This window comes from Exiguobacterium sp. s133 (assembly GCF_018618595.1).
GTDB classification, from domain to species: Bacteria; Bacillota; Bacilli; order Exiguobacteriales; family Exiguobacteriaceae; genus Exiguobacterium_A; species Exiguobacterium_A oxidotolerans.
The window spans coordinates 350011-372320 of record NZ_JACSMK010000003.1; the positions used below are offsets into that span (position 1 = coordinate 350011).

The window sequence follows — 22310 nt, forward strand, 5'->3', positions numbered from 1 at the left end:
GTAGAACGATAACAGAACTTTCTGGAGGCGGACATTATGGCACAATATAAAAATGATGCAACCCACGTCGTCACGACGATTATTTTCAACGATTTAGAAAAAGCCAAAACCGGTTTTGAGATGATCAAGGATCTTGAAGCGATCAAAGAGATTGAAATGGAACAGATGGTCCTCGCCGAGCGCAATGAGACGGACGGTTTCTCCTTCATCGATGCGATCGACTTCACACAACAGGATCAATCGTTCAAAGGTTCATTAATCGGGATGGCAGTCGGCGTTGTCGGCGGACCGTTCGGCATGCTCGTCGGTTCCGTCGCCGGGTACCTGATCGGGGCAAACCGGGACGAAAAAAACGAACGCGATTCGTTTGATTTGTTTAACCGGACGCTCAATCAAATCAACCCTGACCACTACGGCGTCATCATCATCAGCGAGGTAAATGAAGATTCGGAAGCGATCAATGCACTGGCGGCTGAACTCGGAGCGACCGTGCGCCGGACGGGTGAAACGTTTACGGATGAGACGGTGTGAATTAATATAGTATGGTTTATGCTTAGTCCTCATTTATTTTGAGGGCTTTATTAATTTCATCAGGATTAGTTGGAACTTATTTATTTTTCTTGTAGTAATCAAAAACTATTGAAATTGCTTGATAATCTAAACAAAGGACAATTAAGTACATTTGGAGAAAGTATATTGCACGGAATTTCTATTCATTAAAAAGGAGAAATAATAATTAATGAAACCCATAAAATTTTATTCTGAACACGATATGACAGTAAACTTGTATCTTGATTCAATAATTCAAGAAATAAATAACAATTGGGAATACAGCGAGCTAGATATTAACTCAATCCTCACTTTACAAAATATCAAGAAATTTTTAAATGTTAAATCAATTTCCGATGCAATAAGTGATCAAGTTTTTAAAAATTTAAATGACTATTTAAAAAATATAAATTCTTCAACAGGAAAATTTGTTAACTCTAAAATTGAGACATTCCTAGACTTAAGAACACAGGTTGAGTACATCTATGCTGAGGATTTTTATGACATTATTGAGGATTATAAAATTTATAATTCAATTGATGAGAAAGAATTTATATTATATATGAACAACAATGAAGAGGACATATACATAATATTAAAACACAAAAAAACTGTATTATATTTTAAAGAAATTATAAAAGAGATTTTACTGTCCCAACCAAAATATGCGGAAATTATATTAGAAGCGTTTTTGAACGAGTCGCCCTACTTCATACCTGAACTAAGTAAAGAAGAATTTGAGATACTTTTAAAAAAGTACGTTCAAAGTGAAGAGTCTAATCTAAATGTATTAAAGAAAATTGTAACGGCACCTCCAAATATGAAGATTAATGTATCAGACAAAATTAAATTGATAGCAAAGAAATCACTAGCTAAAAGAGAGCTCCAATTGTTTGAAGGCAATAACTCGTTCTCCACAGAATTTGCAGTTAGTTTTTCAAAACATCAAATTGAAGAGATAATATTTGATTATAAAAATTTTAAAACTGATATAAAAGTTAGTTTGGATTGGATAGAAAACAACAAAGACTATCCAACTCTATGGAATAATTTCATATTTTTATTTGGATTTTTTGATTCCAACTTCAGACTAAATTCAGTTAGTAATAAAAAAGAATCAGGAGTACTTGAAACTCTCACTATGACTGATTTTCCACACCTGTATCACGAATCAACATCATTTTTATACAAAGAAACGATATACGATGCATTGTTTTATAATTATCTGAAAGTATTAGAGTCATTAGAAATTCAGTTTGAGGATATGATTAAATGGTTTTTCGCAGATTATTTACATAGTGAACATGGTGTCGAAGACTTTATAGTTACAATGCCAAATGTGAATTTAAGTTACTTTGAAAAATGTAGAACTATAATTCCCGAAATAGACAGAATACTAAAGCAATTCACTTTATTGATTGAAGAAGGTAAAATTGATCATGAGTTGATTCAAATTTCTTCTTCAAGCATTAAAATAAATGATGTACCATCTTTCAATAGTAATAAATATTATTATCCTGATTACAATAACGACTGGTTTAATATTGCTACTCAATTATTATTTTCAAATCAAAGCGGTATTTATTATCGAGAAAAGAGTGATGAGAAATATAGAAATTTTTTTCATTTAATCACTTTTGAAATTGTAAATATTAAAGACTTTTTACCATATCAAAAAGATAGAATTGACTGGTTGATTGAACAAAATTTAATTAGTATTTCTAGCGAAGGAACTTTATCATTAGGCCAGCCTGAATTAATTCAGATCTTACGAGACTTACATTCGTATGATGTGATAAATATCTTTAATAAACAAGAAAGTAAAAAAGCTATAATACAAGATTTATTTGAAAAAGGTGCTCTTTATAGAAAAACTACATTGTTCACAATTCCTGAACAACATTATCTAGATTATTATTTAAATAAGTCAAAGTTTACTAATGGATATGACATAAGAAATAAGTACGTTCATGGAACAAACACTAATGATTCAAAGGATCACGAAAGAGATTACTATTTGATTCTGAAAATAATCATGATTGTAATTGTCAAGATTAATGATGATCTCGATATCAATAGTCGAATTAAGTAAGCTCTATAATGATAAAGATGAATTAAACGTCAAATCGAAAAGCAAAACAGACCGTTCAGGTTGTGTTGCTTTTCTTTTTTTTAGTTTACTACCTAAAGTGTATTAACCCATAATATTAATTACAGAGATTATAATACTTAAAAAGTCTTTTAATCCTATATAAATAGATACTATTTCCGCCTATTTCTCAACTTGAAAATTGTCTCGCTCAACTCCACCTCTTTACATCACGATTAAATTTCTTTTGATATTTTTATTCTTTAAGGAGTGATTAATTGTAGATGCGTTTAGCTTGGTCTAGTTAAAAATATAGCGGGCCTTAACGGCAACAAATCGTGTAGGAAACTTCAAAAAAGCTGTCAATTTAGTTTTTAGTAGATTGTACTTTGGACCGGTGAAACTCTTATAGACGAGACGTTTTGAATTAACCATATAAAGCGTCTGATTTGTGCTCGCTTTTCCCGAGACATTTTTTGTCTTCAAATCATACTCTCTCAGATTGAACAAATAAAAAAACAAAATAAATGAAAATTTATGGGAAAACCACTATGATAAAAAGGAATATTCATACATATAACGTTTGGAAGTGTTTGAATTCAAAAAAAGAGAAAGGCGAATCAATATGGTGATTGAACAAATCTATATGTACTAAATGGAGGAAACAATTATGTCTTTAAAAAAAGTAATCCCCTTGCTTGGAATGATGCTCACTGCCCTTCTTTTGGCAGCTTGCAACGATTCAGCTGAAAATAATATGATCGGCAGCTGGAAAGTAGTATCCGAAAACAAAACGCTGTCTTACATCGAAGTAAGTAAAGAGAGATATACCATCCGCACAGGTGATGAAGATCCGCGAACGGCTAATTACATCATAACCGAAACCGAGGACGATTCGTTTATCTTCGATGTAATTAATCCAGAAAACGGATCAAATGAGTTTTTGTTTGAAGGTCACTTTGAGAACGATGATAAAATTTCGTTGCTGAGAAACTCAAACGGACGTGATACAAAAAGCGTATTGATTCGAGTGGACAGCATCTCTGAAGAAATGAAAAAACAAGCGATTCGAGATGAGAAAGAAAAGAAGAAACAGCAAGCAAAAGAGGAGCAGCTTGCCAAAGAGGAAGAAGCGGCACGGCAAGAGGAAAATGAGTCTACACTTCAAGAAGAAGAAGAACAAGAACAAAATGATGAAAGTAACATGGAGCCGACGGAAAAAACAAAGTACTTGCAAAGAGCAGATACTCTTGATGAAAAGATACTTGCTGAAGGAAAAAAGCTGTACGAACAAGATTTACAGACCGGTTTTTATGGACAGTATTACGAAGAATGGGATAACCTGTTGAATGATATGTGGGCGGAAATCAAGACACAAAAACCTGCAGCTGAATTCGAGCTTCTAAGACAAGATCAAAGCAACTGGATTAATCAAAAAGAGAAGGGTTTTTCTGAAATTCCGGATGAACCGGCTTCTGAAAGAGCCCGGGGAATGGATTTTCTAACGTTCGAGACAAAAAGCAGAGTCTATTTCTTGATTGAAAATCACTTGAAGTGAATACGAGAAAAACGATGAAACGAGGCATTTCTTTTCATGAAATTATTACCCCCTAAGCCCTTTTATTACGAAGGCGGTGAACGCGCTGTTCTACTCTTGCATTCCTTCACCAGCAATCCGAATGATATGAAAAAGCTTGGAAGTTATTTGCAGCAAAATCAGTATTCCTGCTACGCCCCGACACTCAGTGGACACGGTTTACCGGCAGAAGAACTTCTGAACTACGGGCCAGCTGACTGGTGGCAGGATGTTCTCGACGGTTATCAGCTGTTGCAAGACAAAGGATTTGAACAAATAGCAGTCGTCGGACTATCCCTTGGCGGTGTACTTGCCCTAAAAATGGGACAGGAGTCAAAGGTAAACGGTGTAGTCACCATGTCCGTGCCGATGTATAAGGAAGCAGCCGTTCTAAAAGAACGAATAATTTATTATGCCAAGCGCTATAAGCAACTCGAAGGGAAAGATGGCAAACAGATCGAGTCTGAAATAGCTAAACTTGATCACCTCCCCTTCGATTCATTAACCGACTTTGAACAACTCATTAATCAGACGAGAGACCAGTTGTCACGTATTACCTCGCCTGTTCACGTCCTGTACGGGGAATTGGATGACCCGTCGTACAAGACGAGTGCCGAGAAGATTTTTGAAAGCGTAGCTTCGGATCAAAAAACGATTAAAGGATTTGCGAATTCGAAACATTTAATGACGTTAGGAAAAGATATGAACACAGTTAATCAAGACATTCTTGCGTTTTTAAACGAACTGAACTGGTGATGTATTCATCCCCTTTAAAGGCAGTCCGTACTCAGCGGGCTGTCTCTTTTCGTTCTGCTGTATAGATCTGTAATCAGAAACCAATCAAAACAATTGACGCCATAAAAAACAGATGGTATATTTATCTCGAATTAAAGATATATGAATTGAAGATAAAAAGAGGTGAACGAAATGGAACAGCCGAATCCGAACTTAAAAGCACTGACAGTCATGGTCCGCGCAGTCGATGCGCTTCATGAAGTCATCAAACAGGATGTTGCGAAGTCCGGACTAAATCCGACTGATTTTTCCGTACTCGAGTTGCTGTATCACAAAGGAAGACAACCGATTCAGCTGATTGGGAAAAAAGTATTGATTACGAGTGGCAGCATCACCTATGTCATCGATAAACTTGAAAAAAAGAACTACGTCGTCCGCAAAGCCTGTCCGGAAGATCGGCGTGTCACATTTGCGGAACTCACCACGGACGGTCAAAACTTGATGGATACGATTTTCCCGGAACATGAACAAGCTATTAATCAGGTTTTCCAAGGGATTGACCAGGCGGAAATCGAATCGTTTATTAAGACCGCTAAAAAAATAGGCTATCAGGCACAAAATCATTAAAATTTTTTAAGTATATATCTTGAATTCGAGATAATAATGACTAAGGGAGCGATTTATATGAACGAATTAAAAGGAATCCACCACGTAACAGCTATCACGAGCAGTGCCGAGAAAAATTATGCGTTCTTCACAAACGTCTTAGGCATGCGTTTAGTGAAAAAGACCGTAAATCAAGATGATATTCAGACGTATCATTTATTCTTCGCCGACGATAAAGGATCAGCCGGTACCGACATGACATTCTTTGATTTCCCTGGTATCCCGAAAGGCACACACGGCACAAACGAAATCTACAAAACCGCTTTCCGCGTGCCGACAGACGAAGCACTCCACTACTGGATCAAACGATTCGATAAATACGACGTGCAACATCGCGGCATTAAAGAACAGTTCGGTAAGAAGACCCTCTCGTTCGTCGATTTCGATGATCAACAGTATATGCTGATTTCAGACGAGCATAACGAAGGTATTACCTCCGGAACTCCGTGGCAAAACGGTCCGGTACCATTAGAATTCGCCATCACCGGCTTGGGTCCAATCCACATCCGGATTGCCGAATTTGACCGGTTAAAAGAAGTGTTGGAAAAAGCGATGCTGATGCGGGAAATCGATAAAGCCGGATCACTGCATCTGTTTGAAATGGGCGAAGGCGGGAATGGCGCGCAAGTCATCGTCGAGCATAACCTCCTCCTTCCAAGTGGACAGCAAGGATTTGGTACCGTTCACCACGTCGCTTTCCGAGTCGAAGATACGGCCGCTTTAAATGAATGGATCAGTCGCATGCAAAACTTACGATTCAATACATCCGGCTATGTCGATCGTTTCTTCTTCGAATCCTTATATGCGCGTGTCGCTCAAGGTATCCTGTTCGAATGGGCAACAGATGGTCCCGGTTTCTTGGATGACGAGCCATATGAAACGGTCGGAGAAAAATTATCGTTACCACCGTTCTTAGAATCACAACGTCAACAGATCGAGCAAATGGTCCGTCCAATTGATACCGTCCGCAGCACGCGGACGATTGAAAAAGAATACCTATAAAACGGAGGAATTCACTTGAGTCTATTCAGTAAATTATTTGGTTCAAAGGAAACACCACAACAAGAGGAGGAAACGAACATGACAAAGTTAAACATTGGAATCATTTTGGGATCAACACGTGAAGGTCGCTTAAGCCCACAGGTCGGGAACTGGGTCAAAGAGCTCGCGGACAAACGCGGAGATGCCAACTATACAATCATTGACATCGCCGATTACAAATTACCGTTGCTCGGTGAAAAAGACGGCGATGCATCCGGTGCAGCTGCCTGGTCTGAAGCGATTGCCGCTCAGGATGGATTTGTGTTCATCACACAGGAATACAACCATTCGATTGCCGCGTCCTTAAAAAATGCTCTCGATCACCTTCGTGTTGAGTGGAATAACAAAGCAGCCGGTATCGTCTCGTACGGTTCAGTCGGCGGTGCCCGGGCAGCAGAACATTTACGCGGGATTTTAGGCGAATTGTTGATCGCAGACGTCCGAGTCCACCCTGCCCTCTCGCTGTTCACTGACTTTGAGAATGGAGCTGTATTAAAAGCAGCACCGGTTCAAGCAGATTCCGTCAACCAAATGCTCGATCAAGTCATCCCTTGGGCTGGCGCCTTAAAAACGATTCGTTGATCATTTAATCGCATCTAATGATACTGAAGAATGTTTGAATAGAGACAAAAAATGAGAGAGCTCCTTCATGGCGGAGTTCTCTCATTTTAGTAAGTAATTATTTTCGTTTTTCTAACTCATCGATTACCCTCTTTACTGCAAGTCGTGTCGTTTCCGGATCTATTTTACTTAATGTGTTTTGCTGAACCGAAATCACTATGTTCTTATAGCTGATAATAATTAAATCTGATTTTTTCGCGAGTTTTTGATTCAATTTGTTGTAACCCGAATTGCTTGGATACTGGATCATGTCTTCCCCTATGTAGTGGTCTGTGTATGCAAAGTGGATAGATAACTGAGTCGTCTGTTTTTCGTCTTCGAAATACAAACTCTCTTGTGTTGAGGCACTGTCACTGGTTCCATCAACGGTTAGCCATTTTCTTTTGCTAAAGCTTAACTCCCTGTCGATTATTGTAAAATCTGATCCCAGCGTACTTGCTTTCAGTTGAAAATGATCAATCTTCAAGTGTTCATGCATCTGTTCAAACAGCTTCTCAAACCGGTCGTGATTCATGATTTGATTCTGATTTCCAACTATTTTTTGATTAGCAGAAGTGACTTTTTTGATTTCTGGTTTAGGATTAGATGTTACTGCATCATCCGTGCATCCCACAACGAAAAAAGCACTCGATAGTACCATTAAGAATCTTTTTCTGACTTTCATTTAACGCCCTCCATTCATTCCTTCACGCGAATGAAAAAGTCCATGAACGTGACGAGTAACCCAACAAACGATACTGTCATTCCAATTTTAATACCCAACACGTCATTTAATCCCATTGGACTAAAGCCGATCATCAGAGCGATTCCAAATAAAATAATACTGATTCCCATCAAAATTAATTTCATAATACTTCATTCCTCTCAAGCTGATTCATGATGCTTTCTGTTCAAAAGTACCAGTCAATTACGAACTAAGTCATTGAATTGAACAATGTCACTGCCCTTTTTCGCGTAGTATTCAATCATTTCCGGCAGTTTCTTTTTATCGTAACTTGTGATGCCGTCCGTGATTACCGTCACGCCATAGTCCAGTTTTCGTAAGTTGAGGCAGGTCGATTTGACACAAGCCGTCGCGTCTCCACCGGTCAGATAAAAGTCGGTGATGTCGTTTTGCTTAATAAACGCCGCGAACGCTTCGCTTGTTAAAGCATTCCCCTTGTATTTTGTGAATACATGATCTGAAACGATTTTTAAATCGGGTGCTAACTCGGCACCACGTGTCCCGGTTTTAAACGTTCTTGTCCCGGCTGATAAATTTTCGTGCCGGATGTAGACCACATGCAAGTCCTGTTCAACTGCCCAATCGATTGACTGATTGATCGTACCGATGACTTCTTTGTAGTTTTTTGTCATGTCATTTTGAATATCAATGACGACTAATGCTTTCTTTTGCATATGAACTCCTCCTGAATTAATGAACGGATTTTTAGTCTTGATGATGTTATGCTTCCGATTCGGATCAGATAACGTACACTTGAGGTAAGAAGCAAATTCAAGGAGGCATGCCCCATGAAAGAAAAATACTATTTTGACGTCTTTCCTGAACTGACGAGCGAACGGCTTTTATTAAGGGAAATCCGGTTAAGCGAAGCGAACCAGATGATTGACATTACGGCCTACGATGGTCAACAGGCAAAAAACAGCCTTGACGTAGTCAACATCTTGAGTCAGATTGCTCTTGATTACTTCAATGGGGACGGAATCACGTGGGGACTGTACTTAAAGTCGACCGGCGAATTCATCGGGAACTGCTGTTTTTGCCGCGGCTACCAAAACAACATTGCTGAGATCGGCTATGTCCTGAAACCGGACTTCCGCGGCCACGGTTATATGACGGAAGCCGTCAAGACCGTTACCGAATTTGGACTGCAGGAGATGAAGGTTTTACAGGTCTGTGCCTATACAGAACATGAAAATCGTGCCTCCCAATCCGTACTTGTAAAAGCAGGTTTTCTCCGCAGCGCTGATGAGGGGGAGACTTACAAATATCTAAGTAACTAGCGTCATCAGATGAACGGATATCTTCCACATATGATAAAATTTAACCAAGACGCAGATGTCCGAACGCTGCACTGAAAAAACTCTGAAGTGGAGTGATGCACATGAAAACGATCACGAAGATTCTCCTTGGCGTCGTCATCGTCGGTATCCTGGCAATCAGTTGGTGGTTAGTCTCGCCGCTTCTTTTTGATAAAGCAGTTGACGAAGGACTTCCCCCGACTTCCTCTGACGTCAAAACGGAAGAACAGACACCGGATACTGAAGATGAAACGGAAACTACGACACCTGGCACGCAGGAGGAAGAGCTTACGTTCTCCGGTAAATTCGTCGATGGAGAAAAAAACTACAAAACCTCAGGAACACTCAAAACGATTCAAGCAGATGACGGTCAGTATCTCCGGTTTGAAGATTTCAAGACGACGAATGGTCCAGATTTATTCGTCTATCTCATTCAACCGGGTATGGAGCCAAAAGAAGGCATCAACTTAGGGGCATTAAAAGGCAATACCGGCAATCAAAATTATGCTGTCCCTCCAGATGTCGATTTCACGAAGTACAATACCGTCGTGATTTGGTGCCGTGCCTTCAACGCCGACTTTGGTACGGCAGTAGTAAAGACTGACAACGAGTAAATATTATGTAACCGATCCCCTCACCACTGATTCATTTCCAATCAGAAGGTCGGGGGATTTGGTCTGGTTCAAAGTCGCAGACACCTACCGGCTCACTTCGCCTTAAAGTTATAGAGCGGCTTGATGACTTTGAGTAATTCGACCGTATCTTCTGTGTTCCGGATGATTTCCTCCATCGGTTTATAGACGAATGGCGACTCATCACGTGTCGATTCGACGACCGAACTCGACCAGACGTCCTGCATCGTCGCTTCAAATTCTCTCAGATCAACGGTTTTAAAGGCTTTTGAACGGGACATGATCCGTCCTGCTCCGTGTGGCGCCGAGAAATTCCAGTCCGGATTGCCTTTTCCTTTAACGATCAGTGAGCCGTCACGCATGTTCATCGGAATGATGGCGACTTCACCGGCTTGCGCTGAAATCGCACCTTTGCGGAGAATCATCTGCTCGAGATCGATGTAGTTATGGATCGTATCGAACTGTTCCGTGACCGACCAGCCCATCGCTTCAACAATGACGTCGGTCATTGCTTGACGGTTCAGCGCCGCGTACTTTTGAGCGATTTTTAAGTCATGTAAGTAGTTGTCCATATCGGAACCGGACACGTACGCTAAATCTTTATTCGTTTCATTGAACTGACTCTTCAACTCGACCAGAGTCGATTGAATGTCCTGCTCCCGTCCCTGATCTTTCAGTGAGGCGACGACCGACGCCGTATCGACGGTGAATTGTGAGCTTTCCGCCAGATTTTGGTAATGTTCGGCAATCGTTTTTCCGAGGTTCCGGCTGCCGGAATGAATCACGAGATAGAGATTGTCCTCGTCGTCCGCGTTCAGCTCGATGAAGTGATTCCCGCCGCCTAACGTGCCAATCGACAATCGGGCCCGCGTTTCGTTGAACGGTGCCAACACCTGCTCAAACGGAATCTGTTCCGATAACCGGTGCGGCTGATTGCGGACTGACATGCCGCTCGGAACCAGTTCCTGAATCGCAGCATCCAACTTCTCATAATCGACGCGGGCTGTTCCTTCACGGTTGATTTGTGTACATAACATCCCACAGCCAATATCGACACCGACGAGATTCGGAACCACTTTATCGTGAATCCGCATCGTCGTTCCGATGACCGAGCCCTTGCCAGCGTGACAATCGGGCATGATTCGGACATTGCCGTCGACAGCAATGTTTTCGTTCAGCATCCCCGTCACCTGTTCAATCGTCGTGTCATCGACATTGTGTGTAAAAATCTTCGCTTCGCCGTACTTTCCGCGAATCGTCTTCATTTCATCCTCCCCCTTACCTTCCTGTCTCTTGTTCAAGTATCCTATAAAATCCCTTTTTTAACAATTCGTTCTTACTCGTGGACAATCGAGACCCATTGTTGGGTCAGCGCCGATTGACCGTCCTCCGTTAACCAGACAAGAGCCGTCGTACTCGTCGCGTCCGGTAACCGTTCCCGCACCAGTCCCGTCATGTCGAGTTCGCGGAGCGTACTTTCCGGTAACAGCGTCACCGCTTGTCCACACCGGACGAGGCCAATCAAGGTCAAGACGTCGGAACACGTTTCCTGTGAGACGACCCCGAACTGTTGGCTGAGCGTCTGAAAGACACCCAGTCCTTCCTGACTCGGAATAATCATATCGGCATCCGGAAAATCAGGATGATGGATTCGGTAAAACGGTTCCTCTTCCATCCACTCGATCGTGACACCTTGCGCCTCAATCGGCAGCCGGACGAGTGCCACGTCGATCGCATGATCCTTCAAACGATCAATCAAAGCAGCAGACTCGCCCTGATGAATCTGTAACGTAATCCGCGGATGCCGTCGTTTCATTTCTCTCACCCAGCCTGTCAAGCGGCCGGCGGACAACGTATTGACGCCGATCCGTAAGATGCCGGTCCGCCCTTCCTTGATGTCACTGACTTCGATCCGCGTTTCCGCTTCATAGCGCAATAGTGAGACGGCCCGTTCATAGAGCCGCTCACCGCTCGCTGTAATCCGGATGCCGCGTCCCGCCCGTTCAATCAGCCGTACGCCAAGCAACTCTTCCATCTTCCGAATTTGTTGCGTCAAGGCAGGCTGAGCCATCCGCAGGCGTTCTGCTGCCCGCGTGACCGATTGTTCTTCGACGACTGCACAAAAATAGCGATATTGCCGTAAATCCATATTCATCATCTCTTTCATATGTTTTCAGTCATAAATATGTATGAATCATAACATCAATCATATGATACGATGCTGAAATCAGCGATTTTTAAAGGAGACGATTTTTGTGAAACGTACGACGTCCACAGTCCAGTGGATTATTTTCTTATTAGCCAATACGATTGCCTTGCCGATCGTCGTCGCGAGCCTGTTCGACCTCTCAAGTGTCGAAACGGCCGCGCTTGTCCAGCGATCCTTTTTTGTCGGCGGGATTGCCTGTTTTCTTCATGGTGTGTTCGGTCACCGGTTACCGATCGTGTCCGGTCCTGCCGGTTCATGGGTCAGCATCTTTGTTGTCATCGCCGCTCTGCCGGTCGATTCAAAAACGGCCTTCACGATTGCGATGGCCGCGGTCGTCATCGCCGGTGTTGTCTTGATTTTCCTCGGGTTGACGGGATGGACCCGCTTTTTATTACCGGTCTTCACCCCGCTCGTCAGCGGCACGTTTTTACTTTTATTATGTATCCAACTGACCGGCGTCATGCTGGGGGCCGTTCTCGCCGTCGAAGCGACACGTCTTGCCGGCATATTGACCTTCCTGCTCGTCCTCGGACTGAGTCAGTTTGGTCCGGCACGGCTTCGTCCGTTCGCCTTGATGATCGGTATCGTCGTCGGCTGGTTGGTCAGCCGTCCGTCACTGCCGGAAGCATCCGGTGTCTTTTCCGTCCCGACCGCTTTACCGTTCGGGATGCCGCAATTTGACGGCAGTGCGTTTCTCGTCGCGATTCCGTTTGCAATTCTTTTGATTGTCAACTTGATTGCTGCGCTCAGCGCCGTCGAAGCGACGATTCAGAAAAAAGGCGCCTTACACCAGGGACTAACGGTCGAAGGGATCATTCACTTGATCGCGGCGACGTTCTCGACGCTCGTTCCGGTTCCCTTGCCGATCACGAGTGGCTTTATCGCCCAGACAGGCAGTAAGGACCGCCGACCGTTTTTGATTGCCTCACTCGTCATTGCCCTGGTCGGTTTTTTCCCGAGCATTATCGGCATCATCGCGACACTACCGCGCAGTGTCGCCAGTGCAGCGTTACTCGCGACGTTACCGCACATGTTCCTGATTGCCTGGCAGTCGGCTGAAAGCAGCATGACGACGAGCCGCCATAAACACGCTTTTGCGATTTGTGCCGTCATCGGGATCAGTATTCTGTTGCAATCGACGGTCCTGGCAGAAATTCTGCCACTGACGTTACGTCCGTTCTTCAGTAACGGCTTATTAATCGGGACGATGCTCGTGCTCGGTTTTGAAGTCATCGAACGTTTGCGCGTGCGACGTGATGCTCAATCAGAACGGCTTGCCAGTTAACTCGTCCGAAAACACAACATCCCCGCTCTCTCGCGACAGGCGAAAGAGCGGGGATGTTTTTTGAGTCATCATCTGATGGCAGTCCATTAACCTCGGCTTCTTCCCGTGACTCCTACAGGAAAAAGCGCGTGCTTTTCGCACTGTCAGAGACAAACGAGATCCAACTGCTCGCCTGAGGAAAGCACGGGAAAAGATGAGAGTTTCACTTAACTTAACCTAACTTCACCGCACTTCGCGCCACCATTTACGGGTCTGACTTGCAACAGTAACGCTCTCACCGATCATCGGTGTCACGACCGGTACGTCATGTTTCGCCGCTTCCTTCAACAGCCGTTCGACCGGTTCGTACCACGGATGAAACGCCAGTGTAAACGCCGACCAATGGACAGGAATCATCACGTCCCCTTTGACGTCAAGATGTGCCGCGAGTGTCTGTTCCGGTAACATGTGCGAACTGGACCAACGGGTATCGTATTGACCGCACTCCATGATCGTCAAGTCAAACGGACCATACTGGTCACCGATCGCCTTAAAGTGTGGACCGTAGCCGCTGTCGCCGCTGAAAAAGACTTTCTTCGATCCCTCAATTACCCATGATGCCCAAAGCGTCGAAAATTGATCAAGCCCGTTACGACCGGAGTAATGCCGGGCCGGCGTCGCCGTCAGACGGAGGCCATTCGTCTCAATCGATTCGTGCCAATCGAGTTCCGTGATCCGGCTTGCGTCGACGCCCCAGCCTTTCAGGCGGCTCGCGACACCAAGCGGAACGATGAATTGTCCGACCCGGTCTTTTAATGCCAGGACCGAATGGTAATCCAAGTGGTCATAATGGTCATGCGAATAAATGACGAGATCGATTGCCGGCAAGGCATCGAGGTCGACCGGTGCCGTCGTCTGGAACCGTCCGCCTCCGAGTTTCGGGAACGGTGACGGCGCACGACCGAGCATCGGATCAAAGAAAATCGTCTGGTGATCGAGTTCGAGCAGGAATGCCGAATGCCCGAACCAGGTCACACGCGGTTCTGTCCCGTCCGTCCGCTGTTCAAACGGTTTGACCGGTAACGGTTTGACCGGTTTTAAAGACGGCAATTTCCGCCCATAATCTTTTAAGATACTTTTTGTTGTCTCCCATTCCATCTTCAGTTGAAACGGCAGTTCATTTTGAAACTTTCCATTTTTGAACTGGGCGGATCGTCTGTAATCCTGTTGATCGGCTTTAGACGGTCGGCGACCGAATAATGGATAACGCGTCATAAAGACCGTTCCGAGTAAACCGAGCCCTGTAAGTGTTGCGACTGTTTTTTTCATGTTTTCACCTCTTCAATAAGTGCTTCCAGTATAGCACTCGCCTTTTTCCTGGCGGTAGCGAAGACACTTCTCCAACAAAAAACACGGGTTACTTTTAGAAAAAGCAATCCGTGTTCGTCCCTTATTTATTTAAATCGTCTGCGTCCCATTTCGTCCGCGTACTTTTTTCGTGATTCGCATCCTGCTCCGCCTCATAGTCATTGACGCCGGGATTTTCGACTTTTCCCTCATGTCGATGTCCTTCATCATGGTCATGGTCATGATTGTGGTCGTGATCGTCCCGTTCCTTGACGAACAAGGCGATGCCGCCACGCTCGACTTCTTCGTAATGTTTTGCCACTTCGTCGTCCGAATGACCGACGCGTTTCAGCGTCTCACGTAACGGTGGTTCCTTGCTGAACTTCGCTTTCATTTCATCGACCCAAGACGCACCCGATGTCTCTTCGGCCGCTTCATCCCGTCCGACAACTGAAAAATCAGAGTCCTTATGTCCGTGTTCTTTTAAAGCATGCATCTTTTGCTCCAAGCTGGATTGATCATGAAAAACGCCTACGAATTTTTTCGCCATCGTTACCACCATCCCTCTCACAAAATGTATGAATCGGACTACTTCCCTTTTTTACCCATGTTCTTCTGAAGCAAAACAGTGCAGTAAAAAAAAGAACTCCTCCGCTGACGCGGAAAAGCTCTCTCAAGATTCGATTAATCGTTCAGCTGTTGCGGCGAATCGACTAATGTAATCGTACCTTCATTTTTTTGGACGAAGCGTTCGTAGACGAAATCATTCGCAAAGAGGAGAACCGGGTTTTCCCAACGGTCATAAACGAGGACCGTCCGTGAATCCGTCAATTTCTTCACTTCATTGATTTCTGTCACCTTGACCCACTTCGCGACCTGGAAGTTCGCCGCATCTTTTAAGATATCGACGCCATACTCGCCTTTAAGGCGGTGTTCGAAGACTTCGAACTGCAGTTGACCGATCGCACCGAGGATGACCTCGTTGTATTCCGTCTTATAGACTTGAATTGCCCCTTCTTGTGCCAATTGTTCAATCCCTTTTTGGAACTGTTTTGACTTCAGGGCATTTTTCGTAAAGACCTTCAAGAATAATTCCGGTGCGAATGTCGGCAAGGCTTCGTATTGGAGTGACGGATCACCATTCGTGATTGTATCGCCAATTTGATAGTTGCCCGAATCATAGAGACCGATGACGTCTCCAGCAAAGGCTTCGTTGACCGTTTCCCGCTCATCTGCCATGAACTGCGTCGATTGCGACAATTTCATTTTCTTACCTGTCCGCGTCAGGACGACATCCATCCCACGGTCGAATTTGCCGGTACAGATGCGGATGAACGCAATCCGGTCCCGGTGATTCGGGTTCATGTTCGCCTGGATTTTAAAGACGAATCCGCTGAAGAATTCTTGTGCCGGCTCGATCTTCCCTTTGTTCGATTCCCGTGGTGTCGGTGACGGGGACAAGTTGAGATAGTGCTCGAGCAGTGGTGTGACACCAAAGTCGACGAGTGCTGAACCGAAGAAGACCGGTGTCAGCTCACCTTTTGCAATCAATTCCTCGTCATAGGCATTGCCGGCACCGTCGAGTAAATCAACTTCGTCGACGAGCGTGTCGTACATTTCATTGTTGATTGAGTTAGCGAGTTCGTCGTTTGCGAGCCCCTCTTCCCCAAGCTCAATCGTCTTCCGGTCTTGTTTGAAGCAGTGGAACTTCTCGTTGACCCGGTCATAGACCCCTTCGAACTGTTGTCCTGAACCTGCCGGCCACGTGACGGCAACCGACGGGATCCCGAGGACTTCTTCAAGCTCTTCCATCAGTTCGAGTGGATCGCGTGCTTGACGGTCCATCTTGTTGATGAATGTAAAGATTGGAATACCGCGCATCCGACAGACTTGAAAAAGTTTTTTCGTTTGTGACTCGATCCCTTTCGCCGCATCGATGACCATGATTGCCGAGTCGACGGCCGTCAAAATCCGGTACGTATCTTCACCGAAGTCTGAGTGACCCGGTGTATCCATGATGGAAACGATTTTTTTATCGTATTCGAATTGCATGACCGATGAGGTGACCGAGATTCCACGTTGTTTCTCGATTTCCATCCAGTCGGATTTAGCAAATTTTGAATTTTTCCGGGCTTTGACCGATCCCGCTTCCCGGATTGCCCCTCCGTGGAGTAAGAATTTTTCTGTTAATGTCGTTTTCCCGGCATCCGGGTGGGAGATGATACCGAAAATCCGGCGTTTCTCGACTTCAGTTTGTAATTTTGTCATGTATAATAAGTCCCTTCACGATAAATTCAATACTTGTAACCAGCTCATTTTTCGCAACTAATCTATCATACCGAATTTTCAGCTATTCGTCTATTTCACACGATTGACTCAATTTTCAGATTTTTAGTTGACAACTCGTCCTGATGTTCTATACGATGACGAGGAAGTTAACTAACTAGAAGGAGGAGACGTACACATGAAACAGCCACAAGCACAGCGACAGATTCAGGTATCAAACTCATCTGCGATCATTGTACGTCACCCAATCGTTTAATTTTTTAAAAATTAAGCAGGGTGTGCGTATACGTACATGCTGCCCCCTTATATCAGGACGGGTATGCCCATATTTGTGCGTATCCGTCTTTTCTATTGTCAAAAAACGGAATAATAAGGGGTTTTATTTATGTTCAACTCATTAAAACTGCTCGACCGTAACATCTGGATCCGGTTCGTCGGGGAAACGTTAACCGGTATCATGATGTTCATGATTGCACCATTTCTTGTACTCTATTACGCCGATCAACTCGATTCGTACCTCCTCGTCGGCGTCATCATGGCGATCGGGCCGATTGCCGCTTTATTCGGCTCTTTCCTCGGAGGGCACCTCGCCGACATTTACGGCCGCAAACCACTGATGGTCATCGCCATCGTCGGGGATGCGCTCGCCCTAATCGGATTTACGTTTGCCGATACATTTTGGCCGTTGCTTATCTTAAATGCGACGCTCGGCCTGACGAATTCTCTGTTCCACCCGGCAGCGAGCGCAATGGTCGCTGATGTCACGCCACCGGAACGATTAAACGAATCGTTTGGTCTCTTACGGATGGGACATAACATCGGGGCTGCGTTCGGTCCATTGATCGGCAGTGCCGTCCTCTTCATCGATCGGTCCTTGATTTTCTATGGAGCAGCTATTGTTTATGTACTTTATGCCCTCGTCCTCCTGCTGTTCATCGGTGAGACGAAGCCTGAAAAAATTGAGCATCCGGTGGATACACCACAACTTTCTTCACTGACTGTCTTACGAAAGGACCATGTCTTTTTAATCTTCATTGCGGCTGGTGTCTTCATCTCGATGGGCTTCACGCTCGTCGAAAACATGCTACCCGTCTTCTTAAAAGAAGCCTTACCGGGATTACCGGACGAAAAAAATCCTTTCCCGTACTTGATGGGACTGAACGGCATCATGGTCGTCTTGTTCCAATTTCCGATTGCTGCGAAGCTATCCGGGAAATCGTTCGGGAAAGTCATGTTACTCGGCGCAAGCGTCTTCGGACTCGGCATGATTTTACTCGCCTTCGTCCCGTCCTACTTCTTCTCGCTCGGAACGGATTATATCGTCATCGTCATTCTCTTACTCGTCATTTATGCCCTTTATACCATCGGCGAAATGATCATGTCACCGGTCCAAATGACGTTCATCGCTTTAATCGCGCCGGTTCACTTACGGGGAACGTATAATGGTGCCGCGAGCGTGCAGTGGTTGATTGGTGGCGTAACGGCACCGCTCCTCGGGTCGTTGTTCCTCGAATCCGGTCACGGCGACTATGCGCTTGGCGCCATCGGGGTCGCGTGTTGTTTATCTGGACTTGTCTACTTGGCACTCGATCGTTCGATTCGCCGTGCGAAACGGTTGTCCGAGTCGGCGTAAGTTAACGTTTATTTTAAAAAGGCGCATCTGACGAAAAGTCGAATGCGCCTTTTACTGTTTTAGAAAGAAGAGGTCCCTGTTTCTTATGTTTAGGGCGGAACGCTCTTCCTCGACTCGTCTTCAAATCTCCCCATTTCCGTTAGTTTCGTTAGTTTCATCGGGAAAAAGCGACTAAACGCACGCTGCTCAAGAGACAGGCAAGCCGAAGGTGATTTTCGTCTCCCCCCTTCGATTCATTCCTCACAACGGCAAGTTTCGTTTCCGGAAAAGGACGATGGCAAGACCATAGCTCAGCAGACCAATCAAGATTAAAATGATTACTGAGACGAGGACCTCTCCTTCCCCACTGGCGATTTTTCCGGGTTCATAAAGCGAAAACGGCGTAAAATGCCGAATCCAGTCGATTTTCGTGACAATTTTCCCCATCATGTTCATCCCGTAAAATAGAAAAGTTATCCCACCCGCGACCGCAAAAGCATTTTTTTCATCGTTGAACAAACAGGAAATCAAGAACGAATAACCGCTGACGGCTAAAAATAAGCAAAACCCGACGTAGTTGATTTGGAAAAACTCAGTGAGTGCGATTCGGTCCGTATCGATTAAGAACCGTGCTGCGAGCGCCCCGCCTGCGAATGTCAAAACATGAATCACAATTAAACCACTGATTAAGACGAGCATTTGTGTGACGATGACTTTCGTTCGTGAGACCTGCGTCGATAAAAGATAGGCCATCGAACCGCGGTCGACGAGCCGTGCGACGAGTTGAATCGCGACCATCACGCTAAAGACACCCAGGATTAAAAGATAAAATAGACCATAGTATTCGGCCGAGATGAATTGACCGTAGTTGCTGATCGACTCCATTCCGAATGCCCGCATCATTCCCTCCGGTAAGATCTGCATCATGTCGTCAATCTGTTCCATGTTGTCGTCGAGCAACGGATAAAGGGAGGTAATCAACGTGACATACATGGCTGAGCCGACCCCGAAACCAAAAAACATCTTCAGATGGAGCTGCATCATATGACGATAAAGGGCGAGATTCATTTCCCCAACTCCTTTTGATTATAATAATCCATAAAAATTTGTTCCAAGCTTTGGTCATCGGCACTGATGTTCTTGACGTGATACGGGGCGAGCGTTTGGATGAGTAAATCATAATTCCCACGGAGTTCGACCCGGACCGTCCGCACGTCGATTCGCTCCGTCGTCAAGGCGGAAGCAAGCAGAGCGGCTACAGCCACTTCTTCATCGAGCGTGACGTTAAATGATTTTCGTTGCATCGTCTGCAACTCATGAATATTTTTTGTCGCGACGATTTTTCCGTCACGAATAATCGCTGCCCGGTCGCATGTCCGCTCGATTTCAGCAAAACTATGAGACGACATCAAGAAGGTCTTGCCACGTGCTTTTTCTTCAAGGACGAGTTCGATGAACAAGTTCTGCATCAATGGATCGAGTCCCGACGTCGGTTCGTCGAGGATATAGATTTCCGGGTCATGCATGAATGTCGCGACGATCCCAATCTTTTGCTTCATTCCTTTTGACATCTTGCGAATCGGTGTGTTCGGGTTGAATTGGAGCTTTTTAATCAACTCGTCACGTCTGTCCGGATTGTCTGATCCTTGCATACCGGCCATCATGTTGAGGAATGCAAGCCCTGTCATTCCGTCGAGGAACGCCATTTCGCCGGGTAAATAACCGACGTGACTTCGCGCTTGCGCCTGATTTGCCCACGTATCGATCCCTTTTATCGTCGCCCGCCCGCGTTGCGGCTTCATATATCCCATCAAATGGCGAATCGTCGTTGATTTTCCGCTACCGTTCGGTCCGAGAAAACCGAATACTTCGCCTTTCTCCACATTGATCGTGACATCAAAAATTCCTTTTCCGTTTGAAAACTGTTGCGTCAGATTCTCGATGTTTATCATGTCATCACTCCCGAATTATGAAATATAAATCGTTGTTTATTACATTAATTTTATACTGCTAGTTTTTTGAAGTCAATGATATAATGAAATATAGGTGATGATATATTTCATTATATCGTGATAACAGGAGGTTTCTTTTTATGAATGGATTTGAAAAACGAACGGCAGAAATCAAACAGCGTATCCGTCAAGCGACACTCGCCTTATTGATGACATCAGAACCAAAACACCTGCGGATTGCAGATATCGTCGATCGTGCCAATGTTTCACAAGTGACAATCTATAAGCATTTTGAAAACAAAGAGAATCTCATCCGTGAGACGATTCAAGAGTGGTACACGAAGATGATGGAGCAAATGGAAACATACCTAACAGGTGACTACTCCTTTCAAGAAAAATTATCGTTTATCCTGCTTCAAAAAAAGCAGTCCTTTGAACAATTCCCGATGGAACACCTGAACACCCTTCTTTTACAAGATACGAAGATGAGAGCATTTACAGAAAAAATGAATCAGGAATTCACCCTCCCGCTGATGCTCGCTTTGATTGACCAAGGAAAAAAAGAAGGCGTAATCCATCATACTTTCTCACCACCTCTCATCATGTTTTACATGAATCTCTTCATGGAACAGGCTGACGCATTCACGGGACTCGCTGATAACTACGCTGACAAAGATCATTTCATCAATGAGATAATGCAACTCTTTTTTTATGGGGTTGCTGGAAAACCACATTAATCCATGATAAAAAGCGAGTTTTCCCTTTAATGATCGGGAAAACTCGCTTTTGTCTGTAAAAACAACGCATCTCAGGTAACTTACGCTTAAGACGGCAACGCATTATCTGCGACAAATGGACCAAAGATAACCGGAAGCGGTTCCAGCGTTCTTTGCACATCCGCGATGAACCGACTCGATCCACTGACGAATACGATCGGGTCGTCGCTTGCAATCATCTCTAAAAATTCAGCCGCCCCTTCATCCGTACTATTTTGGTGCATAGTATGGAAAACAAGTCCCTTTTGAATAAGTCCTTCGAGTGTCATCATCAACTTAGACGAGAGCACCTTCATGTCGTTAAAATGGACAAGCGTCGTTTTCCGATGATTCGTCAAAGCATACCTTGCTTCGTCAATGACAGCACCTAAATGATGTGTTTCTGCAATCAACAACACTTCGAGTTGTCTCCAGTTTGCGTTTGATGAATATTTGCAAAAGTGACGACACGTATCAACGAGTTGGTGATGGACGACAGACCATGCCTCGAGCAATGGGTCTGTCGCTTCAAGCTCAAATTCCCATTGCACGGCGAGCAGGATCTCCTCACTGACGATTTCTGGGTAAGACAGAATGAACGATTTCGTTTGATTGATTTCTTCGAGTAAAATGAGTTTAAACAACTCACTCGGTTCTTGTTGGTTCGTCACGTGATGCAACAGGCGACTGAGGCGTAAAATCCGAAGTTCACGATTTTGTAAACGCATGTCCTGCTGTCCCATTTGTTCAAGCTGTCGGCTATGATTTTTTTCTAACTGATCATAAAACCGGCTCGCGATGCGGAAACCGCGTTTATCCACTTCCGGACCCATCTTTTGTAAGAGGTGTAATGCTTGATCAAAATGCATACCATGACCTACCTTTCCCCCCTCATTATGCCCGAACCCCTAGATAAAAACAATCTTCAAAAAAGGTATAAAAAATACTTGTTTT

General features: G+C 44.5%; 23 protein-coding genes. 12 read left to right on the forward strand and 11 right to left on the reverse strand.

Translation table 11 applies throughout. The annotated features are described in order from the left end of the window. Nucleotides 1-36 precede the first annotated feature (36 nt). The 7 genes from KNP96_RS06720 to KNP96_RS06750 all read left to right on the forward strand — a co-directional run bounded on the left by KNP96_RS06720 (nucleotide 37) and on the right by KNP96_RS06750 (nucleotide 7238). Entirely contained in the window at nucleotides 37-531 is a 495-nt protein-coding gene (locus KNP96_RS06720) for a hypothetical protein (protein WP_214769738.1), read from the forward strand. A 208-nt stretch (nucleotides 532-739) separates the two neighbouring features. Continuing rightward, a complete protein-coding gene (locus tag KNP96_RS06725; protein WP_214769741.1) occupies nucleotides 740-2641 on the forward strand; it encodes a hypothetical protein in 1902 nt (633 codons plus the stop codon). Nucleotides 2642-3308: 667 nt separating this feature from the next. Then, entirely contained in the window at nucleotides 3309-4196 is an 888-nt protein-coding gene (locus tag KNP96_RS06730; protein ID WP_214769744.1) for a lysozyme inhibitor LprI family protein, read from the forward strand. A 36-nt stretch (nucleotides 4197-4232) separates the two neighbouring features. Continuing rightward, nucleotides 4233-4970 (forward strand): alpha/beta hydrolase, encoded by a 738-nt coding sequence (locus KNP96_RS06735; RefSeq protein ID WP_214769747.1) that lies wholly within the window; start codon nucleotides 4233-4235, stop codon nucleotides 4968-4970. 171 nt (nucleotides 4971-5141) lie between these two features. Further along, nucleotides 5142-5576, forward strand: coding sequence for a MarR family winged helix-turn-helix transcriptional regulator (locus tag KNP96_RS06740; protein WP_214769750.1), 435 nt, complete (start codon nucleotides 5142-5144; stop codon nucleotides 5574-5576). 57 nt (nucleotides 5577-5633) lie between these two features. Further along, entirely contained in the window at nucleotides 5634-6617 is a 984-nt protein-coding gene (locus KNP96_RS06745) for a ring-cleaving dioxygenase (protein ID WP_214769753.1), read from the forward strand. Nucleotides 6618-6695: 78 nt separating this feature from the next. Then, nucleotides 6696-7238: an NADPH-dependent FMN reductase gene (locus KNP96_RS06750; protein ID WP_483297865.1), complete on the forward strand. Its 543-nt coding sequence runs from the start codon at nucleotides 6696-6698 to the stop codon at nucleotides 7236-7238. A 97-nt stretch (nucleotides 7239-7335) separates the two neighbouring features. Here the strand turns inward: KNP96_RS06750 and KNP96_RS06755 are convergent, their stop codons facing one another. Genes KNP96_RS06755 through KNP96_RS06765 form a run of 3 tightly spaced genes read right to left on the reverse strand, consistent with a single transcriptional unit; the run spans nucleotide 7336 to nucleotide 8675 of the window. Next, on the reverse strand, nucleotides 7336-7941 hold the full coding sequence (locus KNP96_RS06755; protein ID WP_214769759.1) for a hypothetical protein: 606 nt from the start codon (nucleotides 7939-7941) through the stop codon (nucleotides 7336-7338). 14 nt (nucleotides 7942-7955) lie between these two features. Then, nucleotides 7956-8126 carry a hypothetical protein gene (locus tag KNP96_RS06760; protein ID WP_214769762.1) on the reverse strand — a complete coding sequence of 57 codons (171 nt, stop codon included), beginning with the start codon at nucleotides 8124-8126 and terminating at the stop codon, nucleotides 7956-7958. Between the two features lie 54 nt (nucleotides 8127-8180). Beyond that, nucleotides 8181-8675 carry a cysteine hydrolase family protein gene (locus tag KNP96_RS06765; protein ID WP_214769765.1) on the reverse strand — a complete coding sequence of 165 codons (495 nt, stop codon included), beginning with the start codon at nucleotides 8673-8675 and terminating at the stop codon, nucleotides 8181-8183. A 114-nt stretch (nucleotides 8676-8789) separates the two neighbouring features. Here KNP96_RS06765 and KNP96_RS06770 point away from each other — a divergent pair, with 114 nt between their 5' ends. Next, complete coding sequence (locus tag KNP96_RS06770; protein WP_214769768.1) at nucleotides 8790-9281, forward strand: GNAT family N-acetyltransferase; 492 nt, start codon at nucleotides 8790-8792, stop codon at nucleotides 9279-9281. A 101-nt stretch (nucleotides 9282-9382) separates the two neighbouring features. Next, entirely contained in the window at nucleotides 9383-9913 is a 531-nt protein-coding gene (locus KNP96_RS06775) for a DM13 domain-containing protein (RefSeq protein ID WP_214769771.1), read from the forward strand. Between the two features lie 92 nt (nucleotides 9914-10005). Here the strand turns inward: KNP96_RS06775 and KNP96_RS06780 are convergent, their stop codons facing one another. Together KNP96_RS06780 and KNP96_RS06785 are read right to left on the reverse strand one after the other, a co-directional pair. After that, nucleotides 10006-11196: an RtcB family protein gene (locus KNP96_RS06780; protein ID WP_214769774.1), complete on the reverse strand. Its 1191-nt coding sequence runs from the start codon at nucleotides 11194-11196 to the stop codon at nucleotides 10006-10008. 71 nt (nucleotides 11197-11267) lie between these two features. Next, the gene (locus tag KNP96_RS06785; protein ID WP_214769777.1) at nucleotides 11268-12080 is read right to left on the reverse strand and encodes a LysR family transcriptional regulator; all 813 of its coding nucleotides are present in this window, start codon (nucleotides 12078-12080) and stop codon (nucleotides 11268-11270) included. Nucleotides 12081-12186: 106 nt separating this feature from the next. Between KNP96_RS06785 and KNP96_RS06790 the strand changes: the two genes are divergently transcribed. After that, nucleotides 12187-13425, forward strand: a complete 1239-nt coding sequence (locus tag KNP96_RS06790; protein WP_214769780.1) for a purine/pyrimidine permease — start codon at nucleotides 12187-12189, stop codon at nucleotides 13423-13425. 222 nt (nucleotides 13426-13647) lie between these two features. Here the strand turns inward: KNP96_RS06790 and KNP96_RS06795 are convergent, their stop codons facing one another. The 3 genes from KNP96_RS06795 to KNP96_RS06805 all read right to left on the reverse strand — a co-directional run bounded on the left by KNP96_RS06795 (nucleotide 13648) and on the right by KNP96_RS06805 (nucleotide 17019). After that, on the reverse strand, nucleotides 13648-14733 hold the full coding sequence (locus KNP96_RS06795; protein ID WP_088836775.1) for an MBL fold metallo-hydrolase: 1086 nt from the start codon (nucleotides 14731-14733) through the stop codon (nucleotides 13648-13650). 121 nt (nucleotides 14734-14854) lie between these two features. Beyond that, the gene (locus KNP96_RS06800) at nucleotides 14855-15301 is read right to left on the reverse strand and encodes a general stress protein (RefSeq protein ID WP_251135743.1); all 447 of its coding nucleotides are present in this window, start codon (nucleotides 15299-15301) and stop codon (nucleotides 14855-14857) included. Between the two features lie 134 nt (nucleotides 15302-15435). Further along, on the reverse strand, nucleotides 15436-17019 hold the full coding sequence (locus KNP96_RS06805) for a peptide chain release factor 3 (RefSeq protein ID WP_088836773.1): 1584 nt from the start codon (nucleotides 17017-17019) through the stop codon (nucleotides 15436-15438). Nucleotides 17020-17422: 403 nt separating this feature from the next. Here KNP96_RS06805 and KNP96_RS06810 point away from each other — a divergent pair, with 403 nt between their 5' ends. Beyond that, complete coding sequence (locus tag KNP96_RS06810; protein ID WP_088836772.1) at nucleotides 17423-18670, forward strand: MDR family MFS transporter; 1248 nt, start codon at nucleotides 17423-17425, stop codon at nucleotides 18668-18670. A gap of 240 nt (nucleotides 18671-18910) precedes the next feature. Here KNP96_RS06810 and KNP96_RS06815 read toward each other — a convergent pair whose 3' ends face one another. Further along, nucleotides 18911-19717, reverse strand: coding sequence for an ABC transporter permease subunit (locus KNP96_RS06815; protein ID WP_088836771.1), 807 nt, complete (start codon nucleotides 19715-19717; stop codon nucleotides 18911-18913). Then, nucleotides 19714-20601: an ABC transporter ATP-binding protein gene (locus KNP96_RS06820; RefSeq protein ID WP_088836770.1), complete on the reverse strand. Its 888-nt coding sequence runs from the start codon at nucleotides 20599-20601 to the stop codon at nucleotides 19714-19716. The genes KNP96_RS06815 and KNP96_RS06820 overlap by 4 nt, the downstream gene beginning before the upstream one ends. A 140-nt stretch (nucleotides 20602-20741) precedes the next feature. On the opposite strand from KNP96_RS06820, the gene KNP96_RS06825 reads away from it, so the two are divergent. Further along, complete coding sequence (locus KNP96_RS06825) at nucleotides 20742-21338, forward strand: TetR/AcrR family transcriptional regulator (protein WP_214769787.1); 597 nt, start codon at nucleotides 20742-20744, stop codon at nucleotides 21336-21338. An 86-nt stretch (nucleotides 21339-21424) separates the two neighbouring features. Here the strand turns inward: KNP96_RS06825 and KNP96_RS06830 are convergent, their stop codons facing one another. After that, the gene (locus KNP96_RS06830; RefSeq protein WP_214769790.1) at nucleotides 21425-22225 is read right to left on the reverse strand and encodes a hypothetical protein; all 801 of its coding nucleotides are present in this window, start codon (nucleotides 22223-22225) and stop codon (nucleotides 21425-21427) included. Between the last annotated feature and the right edge of the window lie 85 nt (nucleotides 22226-22310).

Coding starts and splice junctions, on each gene's coding strand:
- KNP96_RS06720 (WP_214769738.1), top strand. CDS start 37: ATGGCACAATATAAAAATGATGCAACCCACGTCGTCACGACGATTATT.
- KNP96_RS06725 (WP_214769741.1), top strand. CDS start 740: ATGAAACCCATAAAATTTTATTCTGAACACGATATGACAGTAAACTTG.
- KNP96_RS06730 (WP_214769744.1), top strand. CDS start 3,309: ATGTCTTTAAAAAAAGTAATCCCCTTGCTTGGAATGATGCTCACTGCC.
- KNP96_RS06735 (WP_214769747.1), top strand. CDS start 4,233: ATGAAATTATTACCCCCTAAGCCCTTTTATTACGAAGGCGGTGAACGC.
- KNP96_RS06740 (WP_214769750.1), top strand. CDS start 5,142: ATGGAACAGCCGAATCCGAACTTAAAAGCACTGACAGTCATGGTCCGC.
- KNP96_RS06745 (WP_214769753.1), top strand. CDS start 5,634: ATGAACGAATTAAAAGGAATCCACCACGTAACAGCTATCACGAGCAGT.
- KNP96_RS06750 (WP_483297865.1), top strand. CDS start 6,696: ATGACAAAGTTAAACATTGGAATCATTTTGGGATCAACACGTGAAGGT.
- KNP96_RS06755 (WP_214769759.1), bottom strand. CDS start 7,941: ATGAAAGTCAGAAAAAGATTCTTAATGGTACTATCGAGTGCTTTTTTC.
- KNP96_RS06760 (WP_214769762.1), bottom strand. CDS start 8,126: ATGAAATTAATTTTGATGGGAATCAGTATTATTTTATTTGGAATCGCT.
- KNP96_RS06765 (WP_214769765.1), bottom strand. CDS start 8,675: ATGCAAAAGAAAGCATTAGTCGTCATTGATATTCAAAATGACATGACA.
- KNP96_RS06770 (WP_214769768.1), top strand. CDS start 8,790: ATGAAAGAAAAATACTATTTTGACGTCTTTCCTGAACTGACGAGCGAA.
- KNP96_RS06775 (WP_214769771.1), top strand. CDS start 9,383: ATGAAAACGATCACGAAGATTCTCCTTGGCGTCGTCATCGTCGGTATC.
- KNP96_RS06780 (WP_214769774.1), bottom strand. CDS start 11,196: ATGAAGACGATTCGCGGAAAGTACGGCGAAGCGAAGATTTTTACACAC.
- KNP96_RS06785 (WP_214769777.1), bottom strand. CDS start 12,080: ATGGATTTACGGCAATATCGCTATTTTTGTGCAGTCGTCGAAGAACAA.
- KNP96_RS06795 (WP_088836775.1), bottom strand. CDS start 14,733: ATGAAAAAAACAGTCGCAACACTTACAGGGCTCGGTTTACTCGGAACG.
- KNP96_RS06800 (WP_251135743.1), bottom strand. CDS start 15,301: ATGGCGAAAAAATTCGTAGGCGTTTTTCATGATCAATCCAGCTTGGAG.
- KNP96_RS06805 (WP_088836773.1), bottom strand. CDS start 17,019: ATGACAAAATTACAAACTGAAGTCGAGAAACGCCGGATTTTCGGTATC.
- KNP96_RS06810 (WP_088836772.1), top strand. CDS start 17,423: ATGTTCAACTCATTAAAACTGCTCGACCGTAACATCTGGATCCGGTTC.
- KNP96_RS06815 (WP_088836771.1), bottom strand. CDS start 19,717: ATGAATCTCGCCCTTTATCGTCATATGATGCAGCTCCATCTGAAGATG.
- KNP96_RS06820 (WP_088836770.1), bottom strand. CDS start 20,601: ATGATAAACATCGAGAATCTGACGCAACAGTTTTCAAACGGAAAAGGA.
- KNP96_RS06825 (WP_214769787.1), top strand. CDS start 20,742: ATGAATGGATTTGAAAAACGAACGGCAGAAATCAAACAGCGTATCCGT.
- KNP96_RS06830 (WP_214769790.1), bottom strand. CDS start 22,225: ATGCATTTTGATCAAGCATTACACCTCTTACAAAAGATGGGTCCGGAA.